General features: G+C 66.1%; 17 protein-coding genes and 1 pseudogene. 5 read left to right on the top strand and 13 right to left on the bottom strand.

What is annotated here, in order from left to right; genetic code table 11:
* Nucleotides 1-12 precede the first annotated feature (12 nt).
* From OHS03_RS10210 to OHS03_RS10190, 5 genes are all read right to left on the bottom strand, one after another.
* Nucleotides 13-1,683, bottom strand: a complete 1,671-nt coding sequence (locus OHS03_RS10210; protein ID WP_328662504.1) for a dipeptide ABC transporter ATP-binding protein — start codon at nt 1,681-1,683, stop codon at nt 13-15.
* Nucleotides 1,670-2,575, bottom strand: a complete 906-nt coding sequence (locus tag OHS03_RS10205; RefSeq protein WP_328662503.1) for an ABC transporter permease — start codon at nt 2,573-2,575, stop codon at nt 1,670-1,672. The genes OHS03_RS10210 and OHS03_RS10205 overlap by 14 nt, the downstream gene beginning before the upstream one ends.
* Nucleotides 2,575-3,513: an ABC transporter permease gene (locus OHS03_RS10200; RefSeq protein ID WP_328662502.1), complete on the bottom strand. Its 939-nt coding sequence runs from the start codon at nt 3,511-3,513 to the stop codon at nt 2,575-2,577. The genes OHS03_RS10205 and OHS03_RS10200 overlap by 1 nt, the downstream gene beginning before the upstream one ends.
* Nucleotides 3,514-3,521: 8 nt before the next feature.
* Entirely contained in the window at nt 3,522-5,072 is a 1,551-nt protein-coding gene (locus OHS03_RS10195) for an ABC transporter substrate-binding protein (RefSeq protein ID WP_328662501.1), read from the bottom strand.
* A 397-nt stretch (nt 5,073-5,469) separates the two neighbouring features.
* Nucleotides 5,470-6,621, bottom strand: coding sequence for a phosphoribosylaminoimidazolecarboxamide formyltransferase (locus OHS03_RS10190; protein ID WP_328662500.1), 1,152 nt, complete (start codon nt 6,619-6,621; stop codon nt 5,470-5,472).
* A 390-nt stretch (nt 6,622-7,011) separates the two neighbouring features.
* Between OHS03_RS10190 and OHS03_RS10185 the strand changes: the two genes are divergently transcribed.
* Entirely contained in the window at nt 7,012-7,683 is a 672-nt protein-coding gene (locus tag OHS03_RS10185) for a class I SAM-dependent DNA methyltransferase (protein ID WP_328662499.1), read from the top strand.
* 392 nt (nt 7,684-8,075) lie between these two features.
* Here OHS03_RS10185 and OHS03_RS10180 read toward each other — a convergent pair whose 3' ends face one another.
* Both OHS03_RS10180 and OHS03_RS10175 read right to left on the bottom strand, forming a co-directional pair.
* On the bottom strand, nt 8,076-8,579 hold the full coding sequence (locus OHS03_RS10180) for a hypothetical protein (RefSeq protein ID WP_328662498.1): 504 nt from the start codon (nt 8,577-8,579) through the stop codon (nt 8,076-8,078).
* Nucleotides 8,580-8,849: 270 nt separating this feature from the next.
* A complete protein-coding gene (locus OHS03_RS10175; RefSeq protein WP_328662497.1) occupies nt 8,850-9,677 on the bottom strand; it encodes a CPBP family intramembrane glutamic endopeptidase in 828 nt (275 codons plus the stop codon).
* Between the two features lie 289 nt (nt 9,678-9,966).
* Here OHS03_RS10175 and OHS03_RS10170 point away from each other — a divergent pair, with 289 nt between their 5' ends.
* Nucleotides 9,967-11,139, top strand: a complete 1,173-nt coding sequence (locus tag OHS03_RS10170; RefSeq protein WP_328662496.1) for a sensor histidine kinase — start codon at nt 9,967-9,969, stop codon at nt 11,137-11,139.
* Nucleotides 11,136-11,834, top strand: coding sequence for a response regulator (locus OHS03_RS10165; protein ID WP_328662495.1), 699 nt, complete (start codon nt 11,136-11,138; stop codon nt 11,832-11,834). Before OHS03_RS10170 ends, OHS03_RS10165 begins: the two co-directional genes overlap by 4 nt.
* Here the strand turns inward: OHS03_RS10165 and OHS03_RS10160 are convergent.
* The 3 genes and pseudogenes from OHS03_RS10160 to OHS03_RS10150 all read right to left on the bottom strand — a co-directional run.
* Nucleotides 11,774-13,333, bottom strand: a complete 1,560-nt coding sequence (locus OHS03_RS10160) for an alpha/beta fold hydrolase (protein WP_328662494.1) — start codon at nt 13,331-13,333, stop codon at nt 11,774-11,776. The genes OHS03_RS10165 and OHS03_RS10160 overlap by 61 nt on opposite strands.
* A gap of 36 nt (nt 13,334-13,369) precedes the next feature.
* On the bottom strand, nt 13,370-13,981 hold the full coding sequence (locus OHS03_RS10155) for a class I SAM-dependent methyltransferase (RefSeq protein ID WP_328664161.1): 612 nt from the start codon (nt 13,979-13,981) through the stop codon (nt 13,370-13,372).
* Nucleotides 13,982-14,070: 89 nt separating this feature from the next.
* Nucleotides 14,071-14,292: pseudogene (locus OHS03_RS10150) on the bottom strand (MerR family transcriptional regulator); the annotation flags it as partial.
* Nucleotides 14,293-14,487: 195 nt separating this feature from the next.
* Here OHS03_RS10150 and OHS03_RS10145 point away from each other — a divergent pair.
* On the top strand, nt 14,488-15,198 hold the full coding sequence (locus tag OHS03_RS10145) for a hypothetical protein (RefSeq protein ID WP_328662493.1): 711 nt from the start codon (nt 14,488-14,490) through the stop codon (nt 15,196-15,198).
* A gap of 44 nt (nt 15,199-15,242) precedes the next feature.
* Here OHS03_RS10145 and OHS03_RS10140 read toward each other — a convergent pair whose 3' ends face one another.
* Entirely contained in the window at nt 15,243-16,571 is a 1,329-nt protein-coding gene (locus OHS03_RS10140) for a TerD family protein (protein WP_328662492.1), read from the bottom strand.
* 184 nt (nt 16,572-16,755) lie between these two features.
* Here OHS03_RS10140 and OHS03_RS10135 point away from each other — a divergent pair, with 184 nt between their 5' ends.
* A complete protein-coding gene (locus OHS03_RS10135; protein WP_328662491.1) occupies nt 16,756-17,625 on the top strand; it encodes a glucosyl-3-phosphoglycerate synthase in 870 nt (289 codons plus the stop codon).
* 41 nt (nt 17,626-17,666) lie between these two features.
* Here the strand turns inward: OHS03_RS10135 and OHS03_RS10130 are convergent, their stop codons facing one another.
* On the bottom strand, nt 17,667-19,502 hold the full coding sequence (locus OHS03_RS10130) for an ATP-binding cassette domain-containing protein (RefSeq protein ID WP_328662490.1): 1,836 nt from the start codon (nt 19,500-19,502) through the stop codon (nt 17,667-17,669).
* A gap of 12 nt (nt 19,503-19,514) precedes the next feature.
* Entirely contained in the window at nt 19,515-20,684 is a 1,170-nt protein-coding gene (locus OHS03_RS10125) for a type III polyketide synthase (RefSeq protein ID WP_328662489.1), read from the bottom strand.
* Between the last annotated feature and the right edge of the window lie 13 nt (nt 20,685-20,697).

Raw genomic sequence — 20,697 nt, 5'->3', positions numbered from 1 at the left:
CCTTTCGGTGGATCAGACGGAGACGGTCGCCGCGCTCGTGCCGGGAATGGAGGCGAGCAGTTCTTTGACGTAGTCCGTCCGTGGAGCGGTGATGATGTCGACCGCACTGCCTCGCTCGACGATGTCGCCGTGGTGCAGCACGAGAATCTCGTCGGCCATCTCGGCGATCACGCCGAGATCGTGGGAGATGAACACGTAGGTGAGCGAGAGATCGTGTTGCAACTCGACCAGCAGGTCGAGGATCTGACGCTGAACGGTGACGTCGAGCGCGGAGACCGGCTCGTCGAGGATCACCAGTTCCGGGTCCGGCGCCAGGGCCCGGGCGATGGCCACCCGCTGACGTTGACCGCCCGACAGTTCGGCGGTGTAGCGATCGGCGACGTCGGCCGGCAGGCCGGTGCGGTCGAGCAGCTCGGCGACTCGGCGGCGGCGCGTGTCCCGGTCGCCGATCTTGTGACCGCGCAACGGTTCCTCGATGATGGCGCCGATGGTGGCGCGTGGGTTCAGCGAGGCGAACGGGTCCTGGTAGACCATCTGGACCTTGCGGTAGAGCGAGCCCTGCCCCGCCCCACGCCGATGGTGCACGACCGGCTCGCCCGCGACCTCGATGGTGCCGGAGTCGGGGGCGCCGAGTCCTGCCAATAGCCGGACCAGAGTGGTTTTGCCGGAACCTGATTCGCCGACGACACCGAGGGTGGTGCCGCGGCGGACCTCGAAGGAGGCGTCGGCGACAGCGGTCACCGATTCCTTGCCTCGATGTGCGACAAAGGTTTTGCGCACGTTCTCGGCTCGCACCACGATCGGCGCCTTGCTCGTGGTGGTGCCGAGTTGTTCCTGTCGCCGTGCCGCCGCGGCGGCGCCGTCGAACCCCAGCGACGACGACCGCAACAGCGCGGTCGTGTACGCGTCGCCGGGATCGGCGATCACCTCCGCGGCCCGCCCCGACCGCACCAGACGGCCGTCTTTCAGCACCGCGATCTCGTCGGCCCGCTCGGCGGCGACGCCGAGGTCGTGGGTGATGAGCAGGATCGACAGGCCCTCGTCGGCGACCAGTTGGCTCAGCAGGTCCAGGATCCGCTTCTGCACGGTCACGTCGAGCGCGGTGGTCGGTTCGTCGGCAACGAGCAGACCCGGGCCGGTGGACATGGCCGCGGCGATGAGCACCCGCTGGCACATGCCACCGGACAGCTCGTGGGGGTAGGCGTGGAAGACCTTGTCCGGGTTGCGAAGTCCCACCTTGGCGAACAGATCGAGGACCCGTTCGCGCCGCTCGGCCTTGGTCGCCAGCCGGTGCGCGCGCAGCGGCTCACCGGCCTGCACGCCGACCGGCAGCAGCGGATTCAGTCCGAGCAGCGCGTCCTGCGGGATGTAGCCGATCTCGCGACCACGGATGGCGCGATACTGCTTCTCGGCCAGGCCGTTGAGTTGCCTGCCGCCGAACAACACGCGCCCACCCGCGACCCGGCCGTTCTCGGCGAGCGTTCCGGTGACCGTGCGCGCGAGAGTGGACTTGCCGGAACCGGATTCGCCGACCAGGGCCAGGACCCGGCCCGCGCTCAGGCTCAGGTTCACCCCGTCGACCACTCTGGCCGGGGGCCTGCCCGGCACGTCGAAGTCGACGACGACGTCCTCGAGGCTCAGCAGGGCACCGGTGTCGGTGACGGACGGCTCAGGCGACGACACTGGTTCTCCCTCGGTTCAAGGATCGGCCGATCCGGTAGACGGCGACGACCGAGACGGTGATGACGAGTCCGGGTAGCAGACTCAGCCACCACTGGGTGGCGATGAAGGTGCGCCCCTCCGCGACCAGCAGCCCCCATTCGGGAGTGGGTGGCGGTGCGCCGAGTCCGAGGAAGCTCAGCGCGGCGACGGTGAGGATCGCCGAGCCGATCTCCATGGTCGCGGCGGCCAGGACCGAGCGCGAGGAATTGGGCACGACGTGGCGGAACAGTCGATAGGCGTAGCCGTGCCCGGCGAACACCGAGGCCTCGACGTATTTCGAACCCGAGACCTTCAGCACCTCCGAGCGCATGAGCCGGGCGAATCCGGCCGTGCTGTTGATGCCGATCGCCACCGCGATGTTGACCACGCCGTGGCCGAGCGCGGAGATGATGGCCAGCGACACGATCAGGCTCGGCACCGCCAGCATGATGTCCATGACGCGCATGAGCACGCTGTCGACCCAACCGCCCACCGACCCGGCGACCAGCCCGACCAGCGCGCCGCTGACCAGGCCGATGAGCACGGCAACGACCGCGGCCTGCACCGACAGTGAGGTGCCGTGGATCAGCCGGGTGAACTGGTCACGGCCGAGATCGTCGGTGCCGAACAGGTGGTCCGGGCTCGGTGCCAGCAGCAGGGCGTCCGCGTCCTGCGCCAGCGGATCGCCGGAGGTGAACACCCGGGGCGCGACCGCAGCGACGAGCATCAGCACGACCCACACGTAGGCCAGCAGCAGACTCGGTGATCCCGCGATGTGGCGCACCCAGCGCCCGGCCGCGGCGGACCGACCGCGCGCGGCGGTGCCGTCGGCGGGTTCGGCGACGAGATCGGGCAGGGCTTCGACAACACTCATCAGGCGTCCAATCGGATTCGCTTGTCGATGACCGGATAGATCAGGTCGACGACGAGATTGACCGTGACGAAGATCAGCGCGCTCGCGGTGACTGCGATCAGCACGATCGGCATGTCCCGGCCGTCCACCGCGTCCACGATGAGCCGACCGACACCGAGCCGGGAGAACACCGTCTCGGTGAGTACCGTGCCGCCGACCATCACGCCGACAGTGGTGCCGAGCGCGGTCACCACCGGCAGCGCCGAGGCACGCAGCGCGTGCCGCACGACCAGATCGAAACGGCTCAGGCCCCAGTTGCGCGCGGTCTCGATATACGGCGAAGTCAGCGCGGCACGCAGATTGACGGTGAGCAGCTGCGAGATCTGCCCGCCACCGGCGATGGCGATCGACAGCGCCGCCACCACCAGCCCCAGGGTCGTCTTGTCACCGAACGCCTTGATCCAGTGCAGCTGGAAGGCGAAGATCTGCACCGCGACCAGAGCCACGATGAACGGGGGCAGCGACACCGCGACCGGCGGCAGCGAGATCAACAGCTCGCGTGCCCACTTCCAATCGATCAGCTCGATCACCACCGAGAACGTGACACCGAGGATCACCGCGAGCACCAGCCCCAGCAGCGCCAGTTCCAATGTCTTGCCGAAGGATTCGAAGAAGACCTCGGTGGCCGGGCGGCGCTGGTAGATGCTCTCGCCGAAGTCGCCGCGCAGCGCGCTGGTGAGCGCGTCGAAGTACTGCACGTACAGCGGCCGGTTCAGCCCGAGCAGTTCGCGTTGTTCGGCGAGCATCTTCTCGATGTCGCCGCCGCCGGCGCCCATGGTGAGGCCGCCCGCGGCGTCGCCCGGCACGATGTACAACAGGAAGAACGCTCCCGTGAACGCGCCCCAGACCACGACGACGGCGTAGAGCAGCCGCCGCAGGGCGTACCTCACCAGGGTCATCGCTGTCCCTACCGCTCGAGCCAGGTGTTGTACAGGTACTGATCCAGGCCGACGGCCTGCAGACCGTGCACGCTGGGCTGGAAGGCCCACACATCCACGTCGTTGACCACCGGGATCACATACGCCTCGGAGACCAGCAGCTCGGCGGCGCGATCGACGATCTTCTGCCGGGCGTCCTTGTCCAGGACGGTGTTCTGTTCCTGCAGCAGCTTGTCGACCTCGGTGCCGTCGGGCAGGAAGGACCGGTTCGATCCGGTGATCTTGCCGTAGTTCGCGCGCAGGACATCCGGGTCCGGCGTCGAGTGGTACCAGTAGGCGATGTCGTACTCACCCGAGAGCAGCTTCTTGTTCGCCTCGGCGGCCAGCGGCGGATCGAGCACCAGATCGACGCCGATCTTGCGCCACTGGCTCTGCAGCACCTGCCAGGCCGCGGTGTCCTGCGGCGCACGCAGCGACAGCCGCTCACCCGCGGCGTTGACGCGGATGCCGTCGGCGCCGACTGTCTTCCAGCCCGCCTCCTCGAGCAGTCCGATCGCCTTGGCCTGGTCGTATTTCAGGAAGCGGCTGACATCGGTGAAGTACGGATTGGCCTCGCTCAGTGGACCTTTGGCCGCCTGGTCGTAGCCGTTGGAGACGATCTTGACGAACTCGTCGCGGTTGAGGCCCACCTGCAGCGCCTGACGCACCCGCACATCCTTGAGGAACTTCGAGGAGGTGTTCACCGGCAGTTCGGTGCCTGTGGCGGGGTTCAGCGTCTTGGAGATGGTCAGGCCGGCGGCTTTCAGCTGGTCGACGTACTTGCCGTTGACCCAGTAGATGAACTGCAGCTCGTCGCCGCCGATGACCGCGCCGTTGCGCACCGAGTCCTCGGGGATGACCTTGTAGACCACCTCGTCCACATGCGCAGGCCCGGTCCGCTTGAAATAGGCGGGCGCCCAGTTGTATTCGGGACGCTTCTTCAGCACGATCTGCTGGTTGGGCACGAACTTGTCGAGATAGAACGGTCCGGAACCGTCGACCGATTTCTGTCTGTCGGCCACCGGCAGCGCGGCGGTCTTCGCCGAGACGATGCCCGCGTGTGCCCGCGAAAGGCTGGTCAGGAACGCCGCGTTGGGCTTCTCGAACTCGACCACCACCTCGTATTCGGAGGGGATCGTGATCGTGCGGATGCCCTCGACGATGGTCTTGGCACTCGAGTGGATACCGGGCCGGTTCAGGCTCTCGAAGTTCTGTTTCACCACCTCACCGGTCAGCTTGGTACCGTCGTGGAACGTCACGTCCTGACGCAGCTGGAAGCGGTAGACGCGAGCGTCGGTGACCTCCCACTTGGTGGCCAGCCACGGCTCGAGTTCCTTGGTGTCGGGGTTGTAGAACACCAGCGAGTCCGACAGGGCGCGCGCCACCGTGCGCCAGGTCTGATTGACCACCGCCGCATCGACACCGTTGTTGTCGCTGGACAGCCCGATATTGAGGGTGCCGCCTGACTGCGGCTCACCCGATCCGTCCCCGCCCGACGATCCCCCGCCGCACGCGGTCGCCACCAGTGACACGAGTGTCACCGCGACGGCTACCCGCCATCCTCCCCTCTTCCGTCCGACAGACAACTCCGACTCCTTCCGCACGCTGAACCTGACGAGTGACCTCCTCGACAGGTGGAAGTGGCGCCCCTGGCGCCACATCGACTCGGTGCCGCACTCGGCCGTACGTTCAGGCCAGAGGCGAAGCACGCAACAGTCCGGAGAGAAACCGGGTCGACTGGATCCACTTCCGGCGGCTCGGCGCAAACAGGTGGTCCTGTGCGCGAGCCACCCGAAAGCGATCGCTCTCAGAACGTAGACGCACCGGTCAGCGGGCGAAATGGTTTGCGTCAGGGGTGTTTCTAATGCCGTTGGCTATCGCCGGGCATTCGTTATCCGGGGAAGGTACGGCTTTCGGAACCGACGTCCTCGGTGCCGCTCAGTGATGGAAGAGCCGCAGCCCGGTGTGCACGAGGTCGATGCCGTGTTCGCGGCAGGCGTCCTCGACATCGGAGGAACGAATCGACCCGCCGGGTTCGGCGATATAGGAAACGCCGTGGCGGGCAGCGTGGTCGACATTGTCGCGGAAGGGCAGCGCTCCGTCGGAGACGAACGAGATGCCGGTTCGTCCACGCAGCCACGCGGACCGCTGGTCGGGGGCGAATTCGCCTGCGGGCGCGGTCAACGCGGCGGCGAGGCGTTCGGTCTCGTCCGGGGTCAGGTCGCCTTCGATGAAGCGGACCTGCCAGTTGATGCGGTCCTGACGAGTAGTGCCCGAAGCGAACTCGAGCGCACGAACCACCGGATGCCGCCGCAACCACCAGGTATCGGCCTTCGCGCCGGCCAGTCGGGTGCAGTCGACCCGCGACTGCTGGCCCGCGCCGATGCCGAGCGCCATACCGTCGTGCAGGTAGGCCACGGAATTGGACTGGGTGTAGCGCAGCACCACCAGGCCGAGCAGCAGGTCGCGCACCGCGCCCTCGGGTAGCTCGGTTTCGGCTGAGGCGAGCAGCTCACGCGAGATCGGCACCGCGTCGCGCTCCTGGGTCAGGCGTACCCCGAACACCTCGCGGGACTCCCGATCCGGAAGTGCCACGGAGTCATCGGCTTCGATCACCACGAAGCGACCGTTCTTCTTCCTGCTCAGTTTCTCGACGGTGCCCGGTGCGAAGCCGGGTGCGATGATCCCGTCGCAGATGACGCGGGACAACACATCAGCGAGTTCGTCGTCGACCGGGTGCGAGACGGCAGCGAAATCCCCGTACGACGACTTCGGATCGCCGTCACGGGCACGCACATAGGCACTGGTGAGATCGCCGACCGTCTCGCCGACCCCATAGAGCTCGGTGATGACCTCGTCGAGCTGCCCGGCCACGGCCGCACCGGCGGGCGAGACGTGTTTGAACGACGCGGCCGCCGGTGTGTCGAGAGCCAGCGCGGCCTCACGGACGAGTTGCCAGGCATTCAGCGCGTCGAGCAGATTGATGAACGACGGCTCACCGTTCACCAATCTCACGGGCCAACGGTCCGGAACCACCGGTGCGGACTCGGCGGTTCGCTGCTGCGGGTTGATGCCGTAGCGGAGCTCCACGTTGCGCCTCCTCGGAAAACACCGCTGCTGGGCGGCTCACTTTCGACAGTCCTGGTGAAAGTGACTCTAGGCCAAGTCCTGAAAGGCAACCATTCCAACAGGAAACCGCTGGGGTGCAACAACTCTCGGCACCGCGTGTCATCCCACTGAACAGGCCCCTGACTGGACCGCTGACGATGTCGACACCGCCATCGTCGCCCTGCTCAGCGGATTGTGCGCCGATTCAGAACGCCGCCCTCATACGACAGAACAACGTTGCCCAAGGCAGGGCGCCACCGAGGTCGGGGTGAGGCCACAGTCCGACCCGTATGAAGCTGCGTGGCGGTCAGAGTCTGTGCGCGATTCGGGCCGACTGAGGGATCATTTCGCTTGGGCTGCTTAGCTGTAGCCATGGGGATGGGAACGAACGCAGACAGCTGGCGGGATGACACGCGCACGTCGTACAACAACATCGCAGATAGTTATGCGGACCTGACGAGTCAGCTTCTGGATGAAACACCTGAAGAGCGCGCAATCCTGGCGTCGTTCGCCGATCTGGTGCGGGCTCAGGGCGCGGGACCAGTTGTGGATGTGGGATGCGGGACGGGACGGATCACCGCTCACCTGAGTCAACTGGGCGTCGACGTGTTCGGAATCGACCTGTCGCCCGCAATGATCGAGGTGGCCACACGTGATCACCCCGGCCTGCGATTCGATCTCGGCTGCATGACCAATCTGGCTCTGGCCGATGCCTCGATGTCCGGCCTTCTTGCGTGGTACTCGCTGATCCACATCCCGGACAGTGAGATCCGTTCGGTCTTCACACATTTCCAGCGAGTGATTCGGCCCGGTGGTCCGCTGTTACTCGGCTTCCACGTCGGAGACGAGTCGCAGCTGCTGACCCAGGGCTACGGCGGGCGCCCAATGAACCTCTATGTCCATCGTCGCCAGCACATCCAGATGCACGCGTGGCTCGAGAACGCCGGCTTCGTTGTCGATACATACAGAACTCTCAGCTCAGCTGAGAGCAAACTCGGGGGAATCATCCTCGCGCACCGTCAGGTCGCCGATCCCGAAAGATGATGGCTCCATTCTCAGCCACTCGACGGATCCAGTAGGTTCAACAGTTCAAGCAACGAGCTGCCCTTAAGATTGCATCGCGCCGTAGAAGTTGACGTTCTCGCAGTGCGCTGAGCTGGTGTGGGCGCGTCGTCGATCCCCCACTCGCTCGCGCATCTGCTCGATTGTGAGCATGTAATACTTTGTGTTCCAGATGATTACGGCCTTCGGTTACGAGAGTCGGGCGCCAGACATGCTCGGTTTCCTCCTCTAGGTGCCGTGCCCGGATCGGGTCTGGTGCGCCCAGATCAAAAGCTGCAATCCAGGTCGTCCGCACACTGGGAGCCGAGGTGGTCACCACCGCGTGGGCAAGGGATCACGACCCGGGATACCGATGTCGCCGCCGACAAACTGAGTCATCCCAGGCCTGTTTGCGGTGCCGCTGTGTCCTCGTAGAAATGGTGCGACACTTGCGGCTGACCGAGTTCGGATCGCACAGAGTCGACGAACTGCTCGAAGGCTCGACGAGCGGGAATCCGATCGCGACTCCAATCGTCGGCGCTGAACATCTCTCGACCCGCGTTCTCGTGGAGAGTGATCAATGACCGATCGAGGTTCGTTGCCGTCGCCACAGCACCACGTGAACCGTGAAACCACACTGCGCTGAGGGCGTCGTGCCAGAAGTGGTTGCCTTGCACGTTGATCGTTCGGACCATCTCCGCGAAGTCCTCACTGTTTGGGTCGGCGAAGGCGACGCGTTGGGCGTCGTCGTAGCTGGTCCGGAAGGCCTCCGCCAGACGCTGGTAGCTCGCGATCCGCTGATCGCGGTACCAGCGTGCCGATTCTGCGCGACTGTCCCACAACCGGCCAACGGCCACGCCGATGATCGCCGCCATGGCTGCCAATATTGCAATGGTCACTGATCCCCCGATCGTTCAAATCAACCATACGTACGATGATGCAGAACGACGAGCTAGATCCGAATATTCAGGCGATCGAATTCTGGGCAGCAACCGAGTAGTGAGACGACCGCACCCTCCTTGTCTCCCAACGCATTTCGATACCAAATTTCCGACGCTGATTATCCCCCCTTCTCTGATCTCGGTGTTGCCGCCGAGGCAGACCAGTCGACTCGACCGCGTAGGTGCGGACAAGATCTTCATCGGTCAATTCCTCTCGGCCAGAAACGATCAGTGTGGCGCGGGAGGCACGTATGTCTCGGCGTGCTGTACCAGCTCGATTCCGGCGCGGTAGTTTCGGCGAACGATCAAAGCAGCGATGACTGTCCCGATCAGCACGAACAGTCCGGTGTCGCCGGATAGATACTCGGTCACGACGACAGGGTGCTTGGTCTGCACGAGGTAGCCCGTCAGCAGCGCGAAGGTCCAGTTGTGCGCCCAGTGAGCCAGTACCGCGGGCCACATACTCGCCGACGCGATCCGGAGATATCCGAACAGGAACGAGAACGCCACCGCGCTGGCCGTGAACAGCAGCAGCGTGGCTACGCGGTTGCCCTCGGAGTGGTAGTACGGCGTGAGCAGGATGTAGGGCAGATGCCATGCGGCCCAGACGACACCGACGACCAGCATCGACGCGCTCACACCCCATCGCTGCACGCGTGGCTGCAGGTAGCCGCGCCATCCGATCTCCTCGGTGAACGCGAGAATCGGACCCGAGATCGCCATCGCGACAGCGGCGGAGACGAATTCGGAATCGGGTTCGGTGAAGCTCGCATACCCGAGCACAACCACGGCGACGGCGGCAGCGAGGGAAACGAGCATGCTCGATCCCACTGCCAACGCCCACCAAGGCCTTCCCGCACGCAGCATTCCCAGCCGTTCCCATCCCCGCCTGCTCCATCCCTCACGAGTGACGACGAGCATCATCACCAGGGTTACCAGTAGCGGAGACAGCGCCAAGACGAGACCGCCGGCGACATTCGCAGTGGCGAGGGACATCCCCAAGACCGCTGCTATGAAAATCGCGGCGAGGCGGCCGTCGGACAGCCCATCCGTCATCGAAACTGTCTCCCTTCTGACTGCGTCGCGAGCAGTTTCGCGTGTCCACACCGGTTGGGCATCCAGGTAAACCCGGATGTCGACCCTGACATCGACATCGGATGCCCTGTGTTAGGTGATCCGTCGTCGTTCATCTCCTGAAACGGTCCGACGAACGACCCACCGAGCCCGTTGTGCTTTGCCCGAACAGCCGCCCATCAGGTCCTCTGCCCGAAGTCGTAGTCGAGGTGCCCGGTTGTCACTCCCCAGGGCGACGCGACGGTACGGTCGGAAATCTTAAGGTGAGCGCATGGTGGACGAAGGGCTCGTGCGTTGGTGGCGGGCGCATCCGATGTCAGCCGACGCGGTGACCGCGTTCGCGCTGCTCGGCGTGTGCGTGCTGATGGGTCTGCTCGTCAACGGCGGGGTCGTGTACTTCGGGCTCACGGTGGCGTTACTGGTGCCGCTCATGTGCCGGCGGCGGTGGCCCTCGGCCACGGCGGCAGTGGTCGCGCTGGTGGCGGGTGCGCAATGGCTGACCGTGCGCGACACCATCGGCGCGCTACCCGCCGATCTCGCCGTGCCGATCGTCATCTATACCGTCGCGGCACACGGCGGCCGCAACGCAGGCAAGCTCGCGCTCGTCGCGGGGCTGGGTGGGGCCGTGCTCGGTGGCTGGAGCTGGCCGCAACTGCCCATGCCCACAGTCGCCCACCTACTGGTCGGGTCGGCGCTGGCGGGAACTGTCGCGGCAGCCTGGCTCGGTGGGGCATGGCAGCGGTCACGACAGGGTGAGTTCGCCGCACTGGCGCGGCACGCGGCACTGCTCGAGCGAGAAGGCGAACAGCGCACACGACTTGCTGTGCTCGAGGAACGCACCAGGATCGCGCGCGATCTGCACGACATCCTGGCCCATTCGCTGGCGGTGATCATCGCTCAGTCCGACGGCGGTCGCTACGCGGCGCAGGCCGAACCCCGTCGTGCGATCGATGCGCTGCTAGCCATCGGCGACCACAGCCGAGCTGCGCTCGCCGACACCCGCCGTGCCATCGGCATCCTGCGGGAAGACACCCACGGTGAACCGAACCCGGCGCCCACCCCGGGCATCGCCGAGCTGACAGACCTCACCGACGACCTGTGCGCCGCGGGACTGTCGGTCACCCTGGCCCTCGATCTGCCCGCTGATCCGCTCGACACCGGGCTGGGACTACTCGCCTACCGCATCGTGCAGGAGGGCTTGACCAATGTTGTCAAACACGCGGGTCCCACAGCGCGCGCCGAGGTCTCGGTACGCGCCGATGCCAGGTGGCTGCGAGTCGACGTCGCCGACGACGGCCACGCCGGGTCGACCCGCAGTCCGGGCGGATTCGGCCTGATCGGGATGCGCGAACGGGTCGAGTCCTACGGCGGTACCGTCACTCTCACCCAACGCGACGGCGGACACCACCTGGCAGCCATAATTCCTCTGACGGGGGATCGATGATCCGAGTTCTGTTGGTCGAGGATCAGGCGCTGGTGCGTGCCGGGTTCCGCATGGTCGTGGACTCCCAGCTCGACCTGACGGTGGTCGGTGAGGCGGGCGACGGATCGCAAGGCGTCGCTGCGGCTGCGCGGCTACGCCCGGATGTGGTCGTCATGGATGTGCGCATGCCCGGCACAGACGGTATCGAAGCCACCCGCCGCGTCCTGGCACTTCCCGAACCCCCACGCGTGCTGGTGCTGACAACCTACGACCTCGATGACTACGCCATGGCCGCTGTTCGAGCCGGTGCGAGCGGCTTCCTGCTCAAAGACGCACCGGCCGAACAATTCCTGTCCGCCTTGCGTGCGGTGCACGCCGGTGACGCGGTGTTGGCCGCCTCGACCACCCGTCGATTACTCGGTCGCCTTGCCCCGCCCGTCGACCCCGCCGCACGCCAGCTGGTGGACGCCCTCACGGCCCGCGAGAGCGAGGTACTGCGGGTCATGGCGCGGGGCCTGTCCAATGCCGAGATCGCCGCAGAACTCGGCATCGGCGAGGGAACGGTGAAAACCCATGTGCGCCATATCCTCACCAAGCTCTCGGCCAGAGACCGAGTACGGGCGGTGATCGTGGCGCACGAAGCAGGGCTCGCCGGTCATGGTTCGGCCCGGTCGCAGGTCGTGTCGACGGACGGCAGGACACCGTCCAGGAGGTAGGCCGTCACGGCGTCATCGATACAGGCCGACCCGTCGAACAGATACACACCGTGCCGGAACGCCGGTCGCAAGGTCAGCGACCGCGCCGCAGGCATGACCGCCCGCAACGCCCGCAGCCCCGCGGACGGTGCGACCGGGTCGCCGTCGGCGCCGACAAGCAGCGCCGGGACCTGGTTGCCGATATCGGTCGCCGGCTCGTTCGACGACGCGGGCCACATCGCACAGGGGCCGAGGTGGCGTGCCAACGCGCCGAACAGAGGCTCCTGGGCGCGATGCCGCTCGATGTCGACGAAGTAGTCCTCCACCGCGCGGGCCGGACGGTCGGCGCACTGATTGGCGACCGTTGCGCTGAAACCGAACTCGGGTGTCACGCCGGTGTCGGCGTAAAGGGCGAGCTTGATCGCCAGAGCAGGCGGCGGCTCGACCTGCACTCCCCGCGATGCATCGATCAATGCCCGGATTTGACTGCCGAAGGCGATGTACGACTCGGCGGAGTCGTCGACGGTGAGCAGTAGGCCGGGGATCAGGTCGGCGGTCACGGTGACCCCGGCAAGACTGATCGGCGCGTGGCGCACGCGCTCGATGAGGTCGTCCACCTCGCCCAGCACCGCTGCGGAGGTCGTTCCGAGACCGAGGTCCTGCGCGGCGGCCCATCGAGCCCAGTCTTCCAAGGCGGCAGCATCGGCGGGCGCGGTGTCGCGAGTGAGATCGGGCCCGGCGGCACGGGGATCGAGCGGGCTGTCGAGAACGAGGCGATCGACGTGCTCACCGAACATCTGCGCATACACCGCACCCAGATAGGTGCCCCACGACCAGCCCAGATACGACAGCGATGGTTCGCCGAGCAGCGTCCGCAGGAGATCAAGGTCCCGCGCCACCGTGCGTGTGGACGCGTGTGGCAACAGTTCCCGCCAGGGTGCGCACCGCATGGCCAGATCGCGTGCAGCGGCGGCGGCGCGATCGAATCCGGCACGGTCGCCTGGCGTCGTCTGCGCCACCCTCAGGTACTGGCTTGTCGGCCAACCACATTCCAGCGGGGTGCTGGCTCCGAAGAATCGTGGATCGAAGCCGACCACGTCGTAGCGCTCGGCAACATCCGGTGCGCCATGACCCCCTTCCGGTCCATCGATCAGTATCGCAACCCCATCGCGAGACGGTCCCGGCCCACCCGTCTCGACCACGAGGGTGCCGAGGCGCCGTGCGGGGTCACTGGCGGGACGACGTGCCACCGCTACGGTGATCGTTTTCCCGGCCGGAGACGCGTAGTCCAGGGGCGCGCTGAACTCACCGCACTGAGCACCCACAGCAGCCAGCCGCCGCCCGACCTCGTCGTCCGCGCCGGTCTCGCAGTCGTGCCATGCGATGGCCTGGTCGTGGAAATCGACCTGGCGCCCGGCCTTCGGGGCGGAAATTTCGACAGGTCCGCACCCGGCGATCGCGACGGCACACACCATCGAGGCCACCATCGCCACAGCGAATTCGTTTCTGGAGATAATCACAGGTAGACGGTATTTTCCGGCGGCCCTCCCGGTCGTCTACCGTCGGAACGAGATCGGCTCCGCCGACCTACTCCGGAAAGAACAGAGCAGCAGCGCGATGCGCTCGGCCCACCGGCCTGAGGCGAGGTCGTCGCTGAGGCCCCGCACCGCTCGACGCTCGGCCTCCTGCCCGACCCTCGTCCAAGTCGAAACCGCCCGGCGCGCATGTTCCTCCGAATACACCTTCGGTCGGCGCCAGTACGCCTCGAAGAGACCGTCCGTGCAATCCCATGGAATGGGCACCGGCTCCGCGACAGCACCGATCTGCTCGGCCATTGCCGCCAGTGAGGGAAAGTCTGCGAGAAGGTCCCCGAACTCGGGCAGATAGTCACGAGTCAGCCAGAACCGATCCTGCCAGCCTGGCTCGCAGGCATCGAACGTGAGCACCACCACGCGACGAGCCACACGCCGCATCTCGCGCAGACCGCCGATGGGGTCGCGCCGATGATGGACGGTGGACACCGCCATCGCCACGTCGAAGGACTGGTCGGCGAACGGCAGACTCTCGGCCGCGGCAGCCACGCACGGCGCCGAGCCAGCGGGGCGCTGCGCGCGCTGACCGCCGACGGTTCTACCGCGGTCACATCCCGATCGTAGGGCTCGTAGGATCCGGTTCCTGCCCCGACGTTGAGCACCGTCTGCGCGTCCCCGAGCCCGTCCCAGATCTGCGCGGCGATCCGGGGGTCAGTACGCCGCGACGGATCATCGACCAGGTCCGCTATCTCCCGCAGCCCGAAACCCAAGCGTCGGTACGCCAGTACCTCGCGTAGCCGCTCCACGTCGTCTGCTGAGTAGGCCCGGTAGCCGGCTGCGGTTCGCGTCGACGGCTGTACGAGCCCGATCTCGTCGTAGTGATGCAAGGTGCGAACGCTCACGCCCGCCAACTCGGCCACGCGTCCCACGGTCAGGTGCTCCTCCACGGCACCGACTATGGGGCCTGACGCCACGTGAGGGTCAAGCGCCGCCATCTCGCGGCGCGACGCGTTGCCCCGACAGCGGGGGCCGGTGGTGGTGGCTGGCCGTCGTATCGAAAGTCCAGGAGCTTCCCGGATTTGCGAACCGACATCCTTGTGATTGCCACGTCAACTTGAGGATTGAATGACACGATCACTCGCATGATTCGAATCGTCGGCGTTGTCCTATCCGCCGTGCTGATCATGTTGGTGGCCCTGGTTAGCAGCAGGCGCCGCAGATTCGTCGGCACTACGACGAGTTCGCCAGCGGTGGGGGTGACTGCGCCGACGACTCGCCCTTCTCCCCCACGGCTCGCCGTCGAAGTGGTTCCGAAGACGAGGTGGGGCGCCGACTTGCGGTCGGAGTTGTCCGCGAGGGAGTGGAAGCGGCTTCGAGGGATCGTGTGCGAGGCGGCAGGCAACCGGTGCGAGATCTGCGATGGTGTCGGGCGGCGGGCTCCGGATTGCAACGAAGTCTGGGAATACGATGACCAGCAGCAGATCCAGCGGTTGGTCCGGCTCGAGGCGCTGTGCCCGGATTGCCATGCCGTCAAGCACATAGGCCGGGAGTATGCCGGTGACCGGGGAGAGCAAGCCCGCAGTCACCTGGCCGAGGTGAATGGTTGGACCCCGACGCAAACCGATCTCTATCTCGAGGAGCAGTTCGAGCAATGGCGTGTCCGCTCCGAGAAGGAGTGGACAGTCGATCTTTCCGCTCTCTCGCAATATGGTCCTCCGTTGCCGCCATCGACCCGGAGAAAGCGTTGCGCGAGCTGCGCCGAACTCTTTCCCCCGGACCAGCTGACGGCCGTCGAAGCGAAGCGATTGCTCTGCGAGGACTGCTCGAAGGACGAGTCGGCTGGCTCGAGCTAGCGACGTAACCCAGCACCCGACGGGTCTCAAGGGCTGTTTTCGGCTCAGCGAGGGGTCGGGCACTGCCCTTCGTAGCGGCTCAAACCCAGACCGCTGGCCTTCTTGCTGCGGCCGACGGGGCCGTTCTTGGCAGAGCGGACCCAGGCGCCGTTGGTGTCGAGAACGGGCATGCGTTCGCTGAAAGCTCGGCTGTAGTAGATGGTGCCGTCGACGGTGAGAATGCCGTCGCGAACGTCGATGTGGGCGACAGTGGCCCAGAACGAGCTCTTACCGTTGCCGATGATGACGGTGATCTGGTCGGCGTCCTTGTCGGGCAGACCGTCGGGGCCGGGACGCCCGTAGCGGACACGGACTCGGGGATTGCCGAATTTGTCGATGGCGCCCGCTCCGTTGTCCACGGATTGGTAGACGTTGAGGAGCAGGTCGCCGTTCTCGGTGGGGCGGACGGTGACCTGTTCGGTGGCGGGGAGGTTGTTCGCGCCGGGACCGCGGGTGTCGCCCTGGTGGTGGATGAACGGCCACTGCGTGATGTCGCCCTGGTGCCCCTTCTCGCCGCTGAGGACCACGTAGTCGCCGGTGATCTCGTTGCGGCAGAAGAAGTACACGTCCAGGTCGCCCGTGCCGAACTCGGTGACGCGACCGTTCGCGTCGTATTTCGCGCCGCGCCCGTCCCATTCGAGGCCGACGGTCAGGACATAGCCGGGATCGCCCTTGCGCAGGTCGATGGTGGCGCGGCGATCCGGCGAATCCTTGGTCAGCACGACATCGACCTTGCGCAGATCGACCGACGGAGCGGGTGGCGTAACACGCTGGGGTGCAGGCACTTCGGTCACATTCGAAGGCGCCTCGACCGGTTCTTCCTCGGCATCGACGACGATGCCGTGATCGGTCGCGAACGCCGCCAGCCCGGCGCTGTAGCCCTGCCCGATCGCGTCGAGCCGCCACCCGCTCCCCCGGCGATACAGCGCGACAGCTTGCAGCACCGTCTCCGAGTCCAGACCCGGTGGCACGAAACTCACCGATTGACTCGCACCGACAGCCGAGACCCGCAGACCGGTGACCGCGCCGAACCGAATCCCCTGTGCCTCGGTGCTTCCGGTGATCACCACGCGATGGATCTCGGCGGGCAGCGCCGAAAGATCTACCGCGACAACAGCATCGGACTCCAACCGAACACCCGACACCGCCGGATTGTTGAAGAACACGAAGTCGGCATCGGAGCGCACCTTACCGTCGGCGGTCAACAACACCGCGGCGATGTCGACGGCCCCGGCCGGGCTGTCGAGATCCAGGCGCACCGTGTACTGCCCGTCGACGAGATCGGTCTTGGACCCTTTGGAAACCTCGACCATCGTTGCCGCACTCCCACTCATGATTCCGCCCCTCCGCCAGTCGACTGAGCCCCACGGTACCCGCAGGGACTGCCGACGGTCCCGCACTCGATAACCGGCCCGGACCTGTGGGTATGACCAACCCCTATCGGAAAACCGTTGGAGTCGGTCACAGGATCGGCACGCACCGGTGGCGGCGGGGGCGAGTGTGTCGTTGACTGGCGGGATGGACATCCGTGAACTGAACGACCGCAAGTCCGGTCGTCGGGTCTCGGTGGTGGTGCCCGCCCTGGATGACGAGGACACCGTCGCCGGAGTGGTCGCGTCTGTGAAGCCGCTGCTCGGTGGGCTGGTCGACGAGTTGATCGTGCTCGATGCCGGGTCCGCTGATCGCACCATCGCGCGCGCACGTGCCACCGGCGCCGAGGTCTACACGCGGGAGCAGGCATTGCCCGGCGTGGCGATACGGCCGGGCAAAGGTGAGGTGCTGTGGCGGTCGATGGCGGTGTGTACCGGCGACCTGATCGTCTTTCTCGACGCGGATCTCATCGAACCCGATCCGATGTTCGTGCCCACCCTGCTCGCACCGTTGCTCACCGACCCGCAGATCACCCTGGTCAAGGGTTTCTATCGCAGGCCGATGACAGATGACGCCGATGGCGGCGGCCGGGTCACCCAGTTGATGGCGCGCCCGCTGCTCACCGCGCTCGCGCCCGCGCTGGCCGAGATCATCCAGCCGCTGGGCGGCGAATGTGCCACTACCCGTGCGTTTCTCGGCCAGATCTCCATTGCCGGCGGGTACGGCGCGGAGATCGGGATCCTGCTCGATTGTTGGCAGCGACGCGGTTTGTCGGCCATCGCCCAGGTCGACCTCGGGATCCGCGTGCACCGTAATCGGCCGACGCACGAACTCGCGGTGATGAGCCGCCAGGTCGTGGCGACTCTGCTCGACCGACTCGGTATCCGCGATTCCGGGATCGGTCTGGTGCAGTTCCTGCCCGAGGAAACCGGTTGGCGGCGCACACCTTCCGAGGTGAGCCTGGCCGACAGGCCGCCGATGTCGCGCCGCATCGCCGAGTACCGCGACATCGCCTGACACACGAAAACGCCGGCCCCGGGTGGGCCGGCGTTCACGCACTACACAGCGACGAGACCGAAGTCGAGCTTCACCAATTGGTCGGCGCAATCGAAGTACCGGTCGTCGTGGGTGATCACGATGACGGTCTTCCCGCGCCGCTTCAGATCGGTGAGGATCTCGTGATAGAACACGTCACGGAAGCGTGGCTCCTGATCAGCGGCCCATTCGTCGAAGACATAGATCTGGCGGTCTTCGAGCAGAGCGGTGAGCAGGGCCAGTCGCTTGCGCTGCCCCTGTGACAGATCGACCGTCGACAACCGCCCGTCCTGCACGGTCACCTTGTGCGCGATCTGCAACTCGTCGAGATAACGCTGGACGTCGGCGTCGATACCCGGGCGGTCGAAACCCAGGTAGTCCTCGAACAGATGGAAATCGGTGAACACCGCCGACGAATTCTGCCGGTACCACTCGATGTTGTCGTGGTCGATCCTCTCCCCGTTGAGCGACAACGACCCCGAGCGTGGCACATACAGACCGGTGATGAGCTTGGCCAGCGTCGACTTCCCGCTGCCGTTGCCACCGACGATGAACGTGATCTGGCCCGGTTCGAAAACCAGGTCGATCGGACCGAGCCGGAACCCGGCGTCGTCGGACTCGTCGAGTCCGGGCGGCGGAGCCAACGGACGCACATCGGTGCCACCGTGGTCGACCCATTTCTTGCCGTTGACATCCACCTGACCGCCACCCGGATGGGCACCGGGATGAGCGGGATGCGGATGCGGCGGCCTGCCGTTGCCCTCACGCGGCGGCATCCCCGGACGCGGCGGATGCCCGCCCGGCCCGTGCGATCCCGGCGGCGGTGGCACCTGCGAGGGCGCCTCCGCGCGATAGATGTAGCTGACGTTGGTCAGTTCCAGCTTGGCCTCCCCTGCCGCTGGACGCTCCGAATACGGCAGCGACTCCTCGTCGTGCAGCGTCGTCATCGACAGGTTCATCGCACGGATCTTGGCCAGCGCCACATCACCACGCAGCAGATCGGGGATGCGGTGCATGAAGTTCTGCATCGGCATCGCCAGGAACGTGGTGACCAGCACGTAGCCGACCATCGTCTCGCGCGGCAGATCCAGTGCGGCCGCGATGACGAACAGGATCAGCGCCATCGTGCCCAACTGCAACGCCTGGCCGAAGCCTTGCGCGTAGGAGAACTTCGAGCCCGCGTCGGTGTTCTGATCGCGCAGCGTGCCCGCCGAACCGAGCAGGTGCCGGTCCATGAAGTCACGACGCCGACCACGGTGCAGCTTCAGTTCCTTGATGCCGAGGGTCACGGCTTGGAACGATCGCAGCAGCGCGTCCTCGTTCTCACGGGCTTCCCGGTAGATACCGCGAACCCGCTTGAGGACCAGTTCCACACACGCGATGCCGACCAATGTGCCGCCCACTGTGACCGCGAAGATCGGTCCCGACACCACCGCCAGGAACACGAAGCAGCCGACGATCGTCGCCACATCCACGCAGATCGACGGGATGGCGGTGACGGCCTGCGACAGCGAACGCACGTCCTCGGTGAGCGTCGCCATCAGACGATGCATGCCGAGCCGTTCGAGGTGTTCCAGTGGGGCGGAGACGATTCCGGAGCTCAGATCGCTGCGCAGCCGGTAGATCGCGTCCTGGGAGAGCCGGATCAGCAGAACCTGCGACAGCACACCGCTGGCGAGGATCACCAGACCAGTCGCCCCGAAGCGGAGCAGCAGATTGTCCGGTTGCGGGCGTGGCGAGACGACCGCGTTGATCAGCGTGACCAAGTAGGTGTTGGCGGCGCCGCAGATCAGGCCCGCGGCGACGACGGCCGCGATCCTGGCCGGCGACAGCGCGGCGAGAAAACGGAGCAGATGCATGACTTTGCGCTCTCAGCTGCGGATGACATCGAACACGATGCCCTCGAGGGTGACACCGGGTGCGAACGAGAACGCCACACCGGTCGAGATCGGTGCCGCCGTCTGCGCGTCGCGGATCATCCGCTCCAACACGAAGATCAGCGAGACACTGAGCATGTTGCCGTGCTCGGCGAGCACCTCCCAGCTCGGCGCCGCCAGTTCGGCGGGGATGCCGAGCGAACGCGCCGACTCCTCGATGATGCGGGGACCACCGGGGTGGATCGCCCACAACTCGATATCGGACTTGCCGAGTCCGTTGCGCGCCAGCACTTCCGAGACCACCGGGTCGACACCGCGGTAGATGTAGTCGGGCAGGCTGGTCGCCAGTTCGCAGGTGATGCCCGCGTCCTTCACACCGAGCACGATGCCGTCCTCGGCGTCGTCGAACAGGTGGCTGAAGCTGTCGCGGATCACGACGCTGCCGGGCGCGAGTGGCTTGTGTACCTGGTTGGCGCCGATCACCACCGCGCCGCAGCCGTCACCGAACAGGCTGTGGGTGATCACGTCGTTGACGTCGTCGTCGAAAACGGCGTTGACCGAACTCAATTCGATGCACAGCACCATCGCCTTCTTGTCCGGATGGGCCCGGACGTAGTCGACGGCGGCGCGAATGCCGTTCATGGCCGCGGCGCAGCCCATGAAGTTGATGACCATCCGGCCGACCTGCGGCGACAGGCCCAACTGCTTGACCACCGCGACGTCGACGCCGGGGGCGATGAAGCCGGTGCTGGTCACGAAAATCAGCTGACCGATATCCTCCGCCGGATTCTCCAGTCCCGCGACCGCGCGCCGTGCCACGTCGACCGCCAACGGCACCGCGTGCTCGAGGAACAGGTTCATCCGCTCCCGGATCGTGCCGGGCTTGCGGCTGAACTCGAGGAAATCGGGATCGAGCGGGTCGATCACCAGGTGACGGGTGTCGATCCTGGTCTTGGCGTAGATCCGCGGAATGCGCTGGCGCTGCGCGGGATCGGAGAACAGTTCGGCGACCCGGCCCGCGTTCACGGCCTGATCGACGACCAGCGAGGGCGAACCGGTGGCGACCGCTTCGATCACACCGACAGTCGTCGGCGGCGTGGGTGGTAGCAGGTCGTGCCCGCGCTCGACATCGGGCGTGCGGAGCAGGTCAAAGGAAACAGACACGGGCACTTATCCT

This window comes from Nocardia salmonicida, assembly GCF_036142455.1.
GTDB classification, from domain to species: domain Bacteria; phylum Actinomycetota; class Actinomycetes; order Mycobacteriales; family Mycobacteriaceae; genus Nocardia; species Nocardia salmonicida.
This window is presented reverse-complemented; position numbering and strand designations above follow the sequence as displayed.

What these genes read in the sequence shown, in the direction of transcription:
- OHS03_RS10205 (WP_328662503.1), bottom strand. Translation starts at nt 2,575, where the DNA reads ATGAGTGTTGTCGAAGCCCTGCCCGATCTCGTCGCCGAACCCGCCGAC.
- OHS03_RS10200 (WP_328662502.1), bottom strand. Translation starts at nt 3,513, where the DNA reads ATGACCCTGGTGAGGTACGCCCTGCGGCGGCTGCTCTACGCCGTCGTC.
- OHS03_RS10185 (WP_328662499.1), top strand. Translation starts at nt 7,012, where the DNA reads ATGGGGATGGGAACGAACGCAGACAGCTGGCGGGATGACACGCGCACG.
- OHS03_RS10175 (WP_328662497.1), bottom strand. Translation starts at nt 9,677, where the DNA reads ATGACGGATGGGCTGTCCGACGGCCGCCTCGCCGCGATTTTCATAGCA.
- OHS03_RS10170 (WP_328662496.1), top strand. Translation starts at nt 9,967, where the DNA reads ATGGTGGACGAAGGGCTCGTGCGTTGGTGGCGGGCGCATCCGATGTCA.
- OHS03_RS10165 (WP_328662495.1), top strand. Translation starts at nt 11,136, where the DNA reads ATGATCCGAGTTCTGTTGGTCGAGGATCAGGCGCTGGTGCGTGCCGGG.
- OHS03_RS10145 (WP_328662493.1), top strand. Translation starts at nt 14,488, where the DNA reads ATGATTCGAATCGTCGGCGTTGTCCTATCCGCCGTGCTGATCATGTTG.
- OHS03_RS10140 (WP_328662492.1), bottom strand. Translation starts at nt 16,571, where the DNA reads ATGAGTGGGAGTGCGGCAACGATGGTCGAGGTTTCCAAAGGGTCCAAG.
- OHS03_RS10135 (WP_328662491.1), top strand. Translation starts at nt 16,756, where the DNA reads ATGGACATCCGTGAACTGAACGACCGCAAGTCCGGTCGTCGGGTCTCG.
- OHS03_RS10130 (WP_328662490.1), bottom strand. Translation starts at nt 19,502, where the DNA reads ATGCATCTGCTCCGTTTTCTCGCCGCGCTGTCGCCGGCCAGGATCGCG.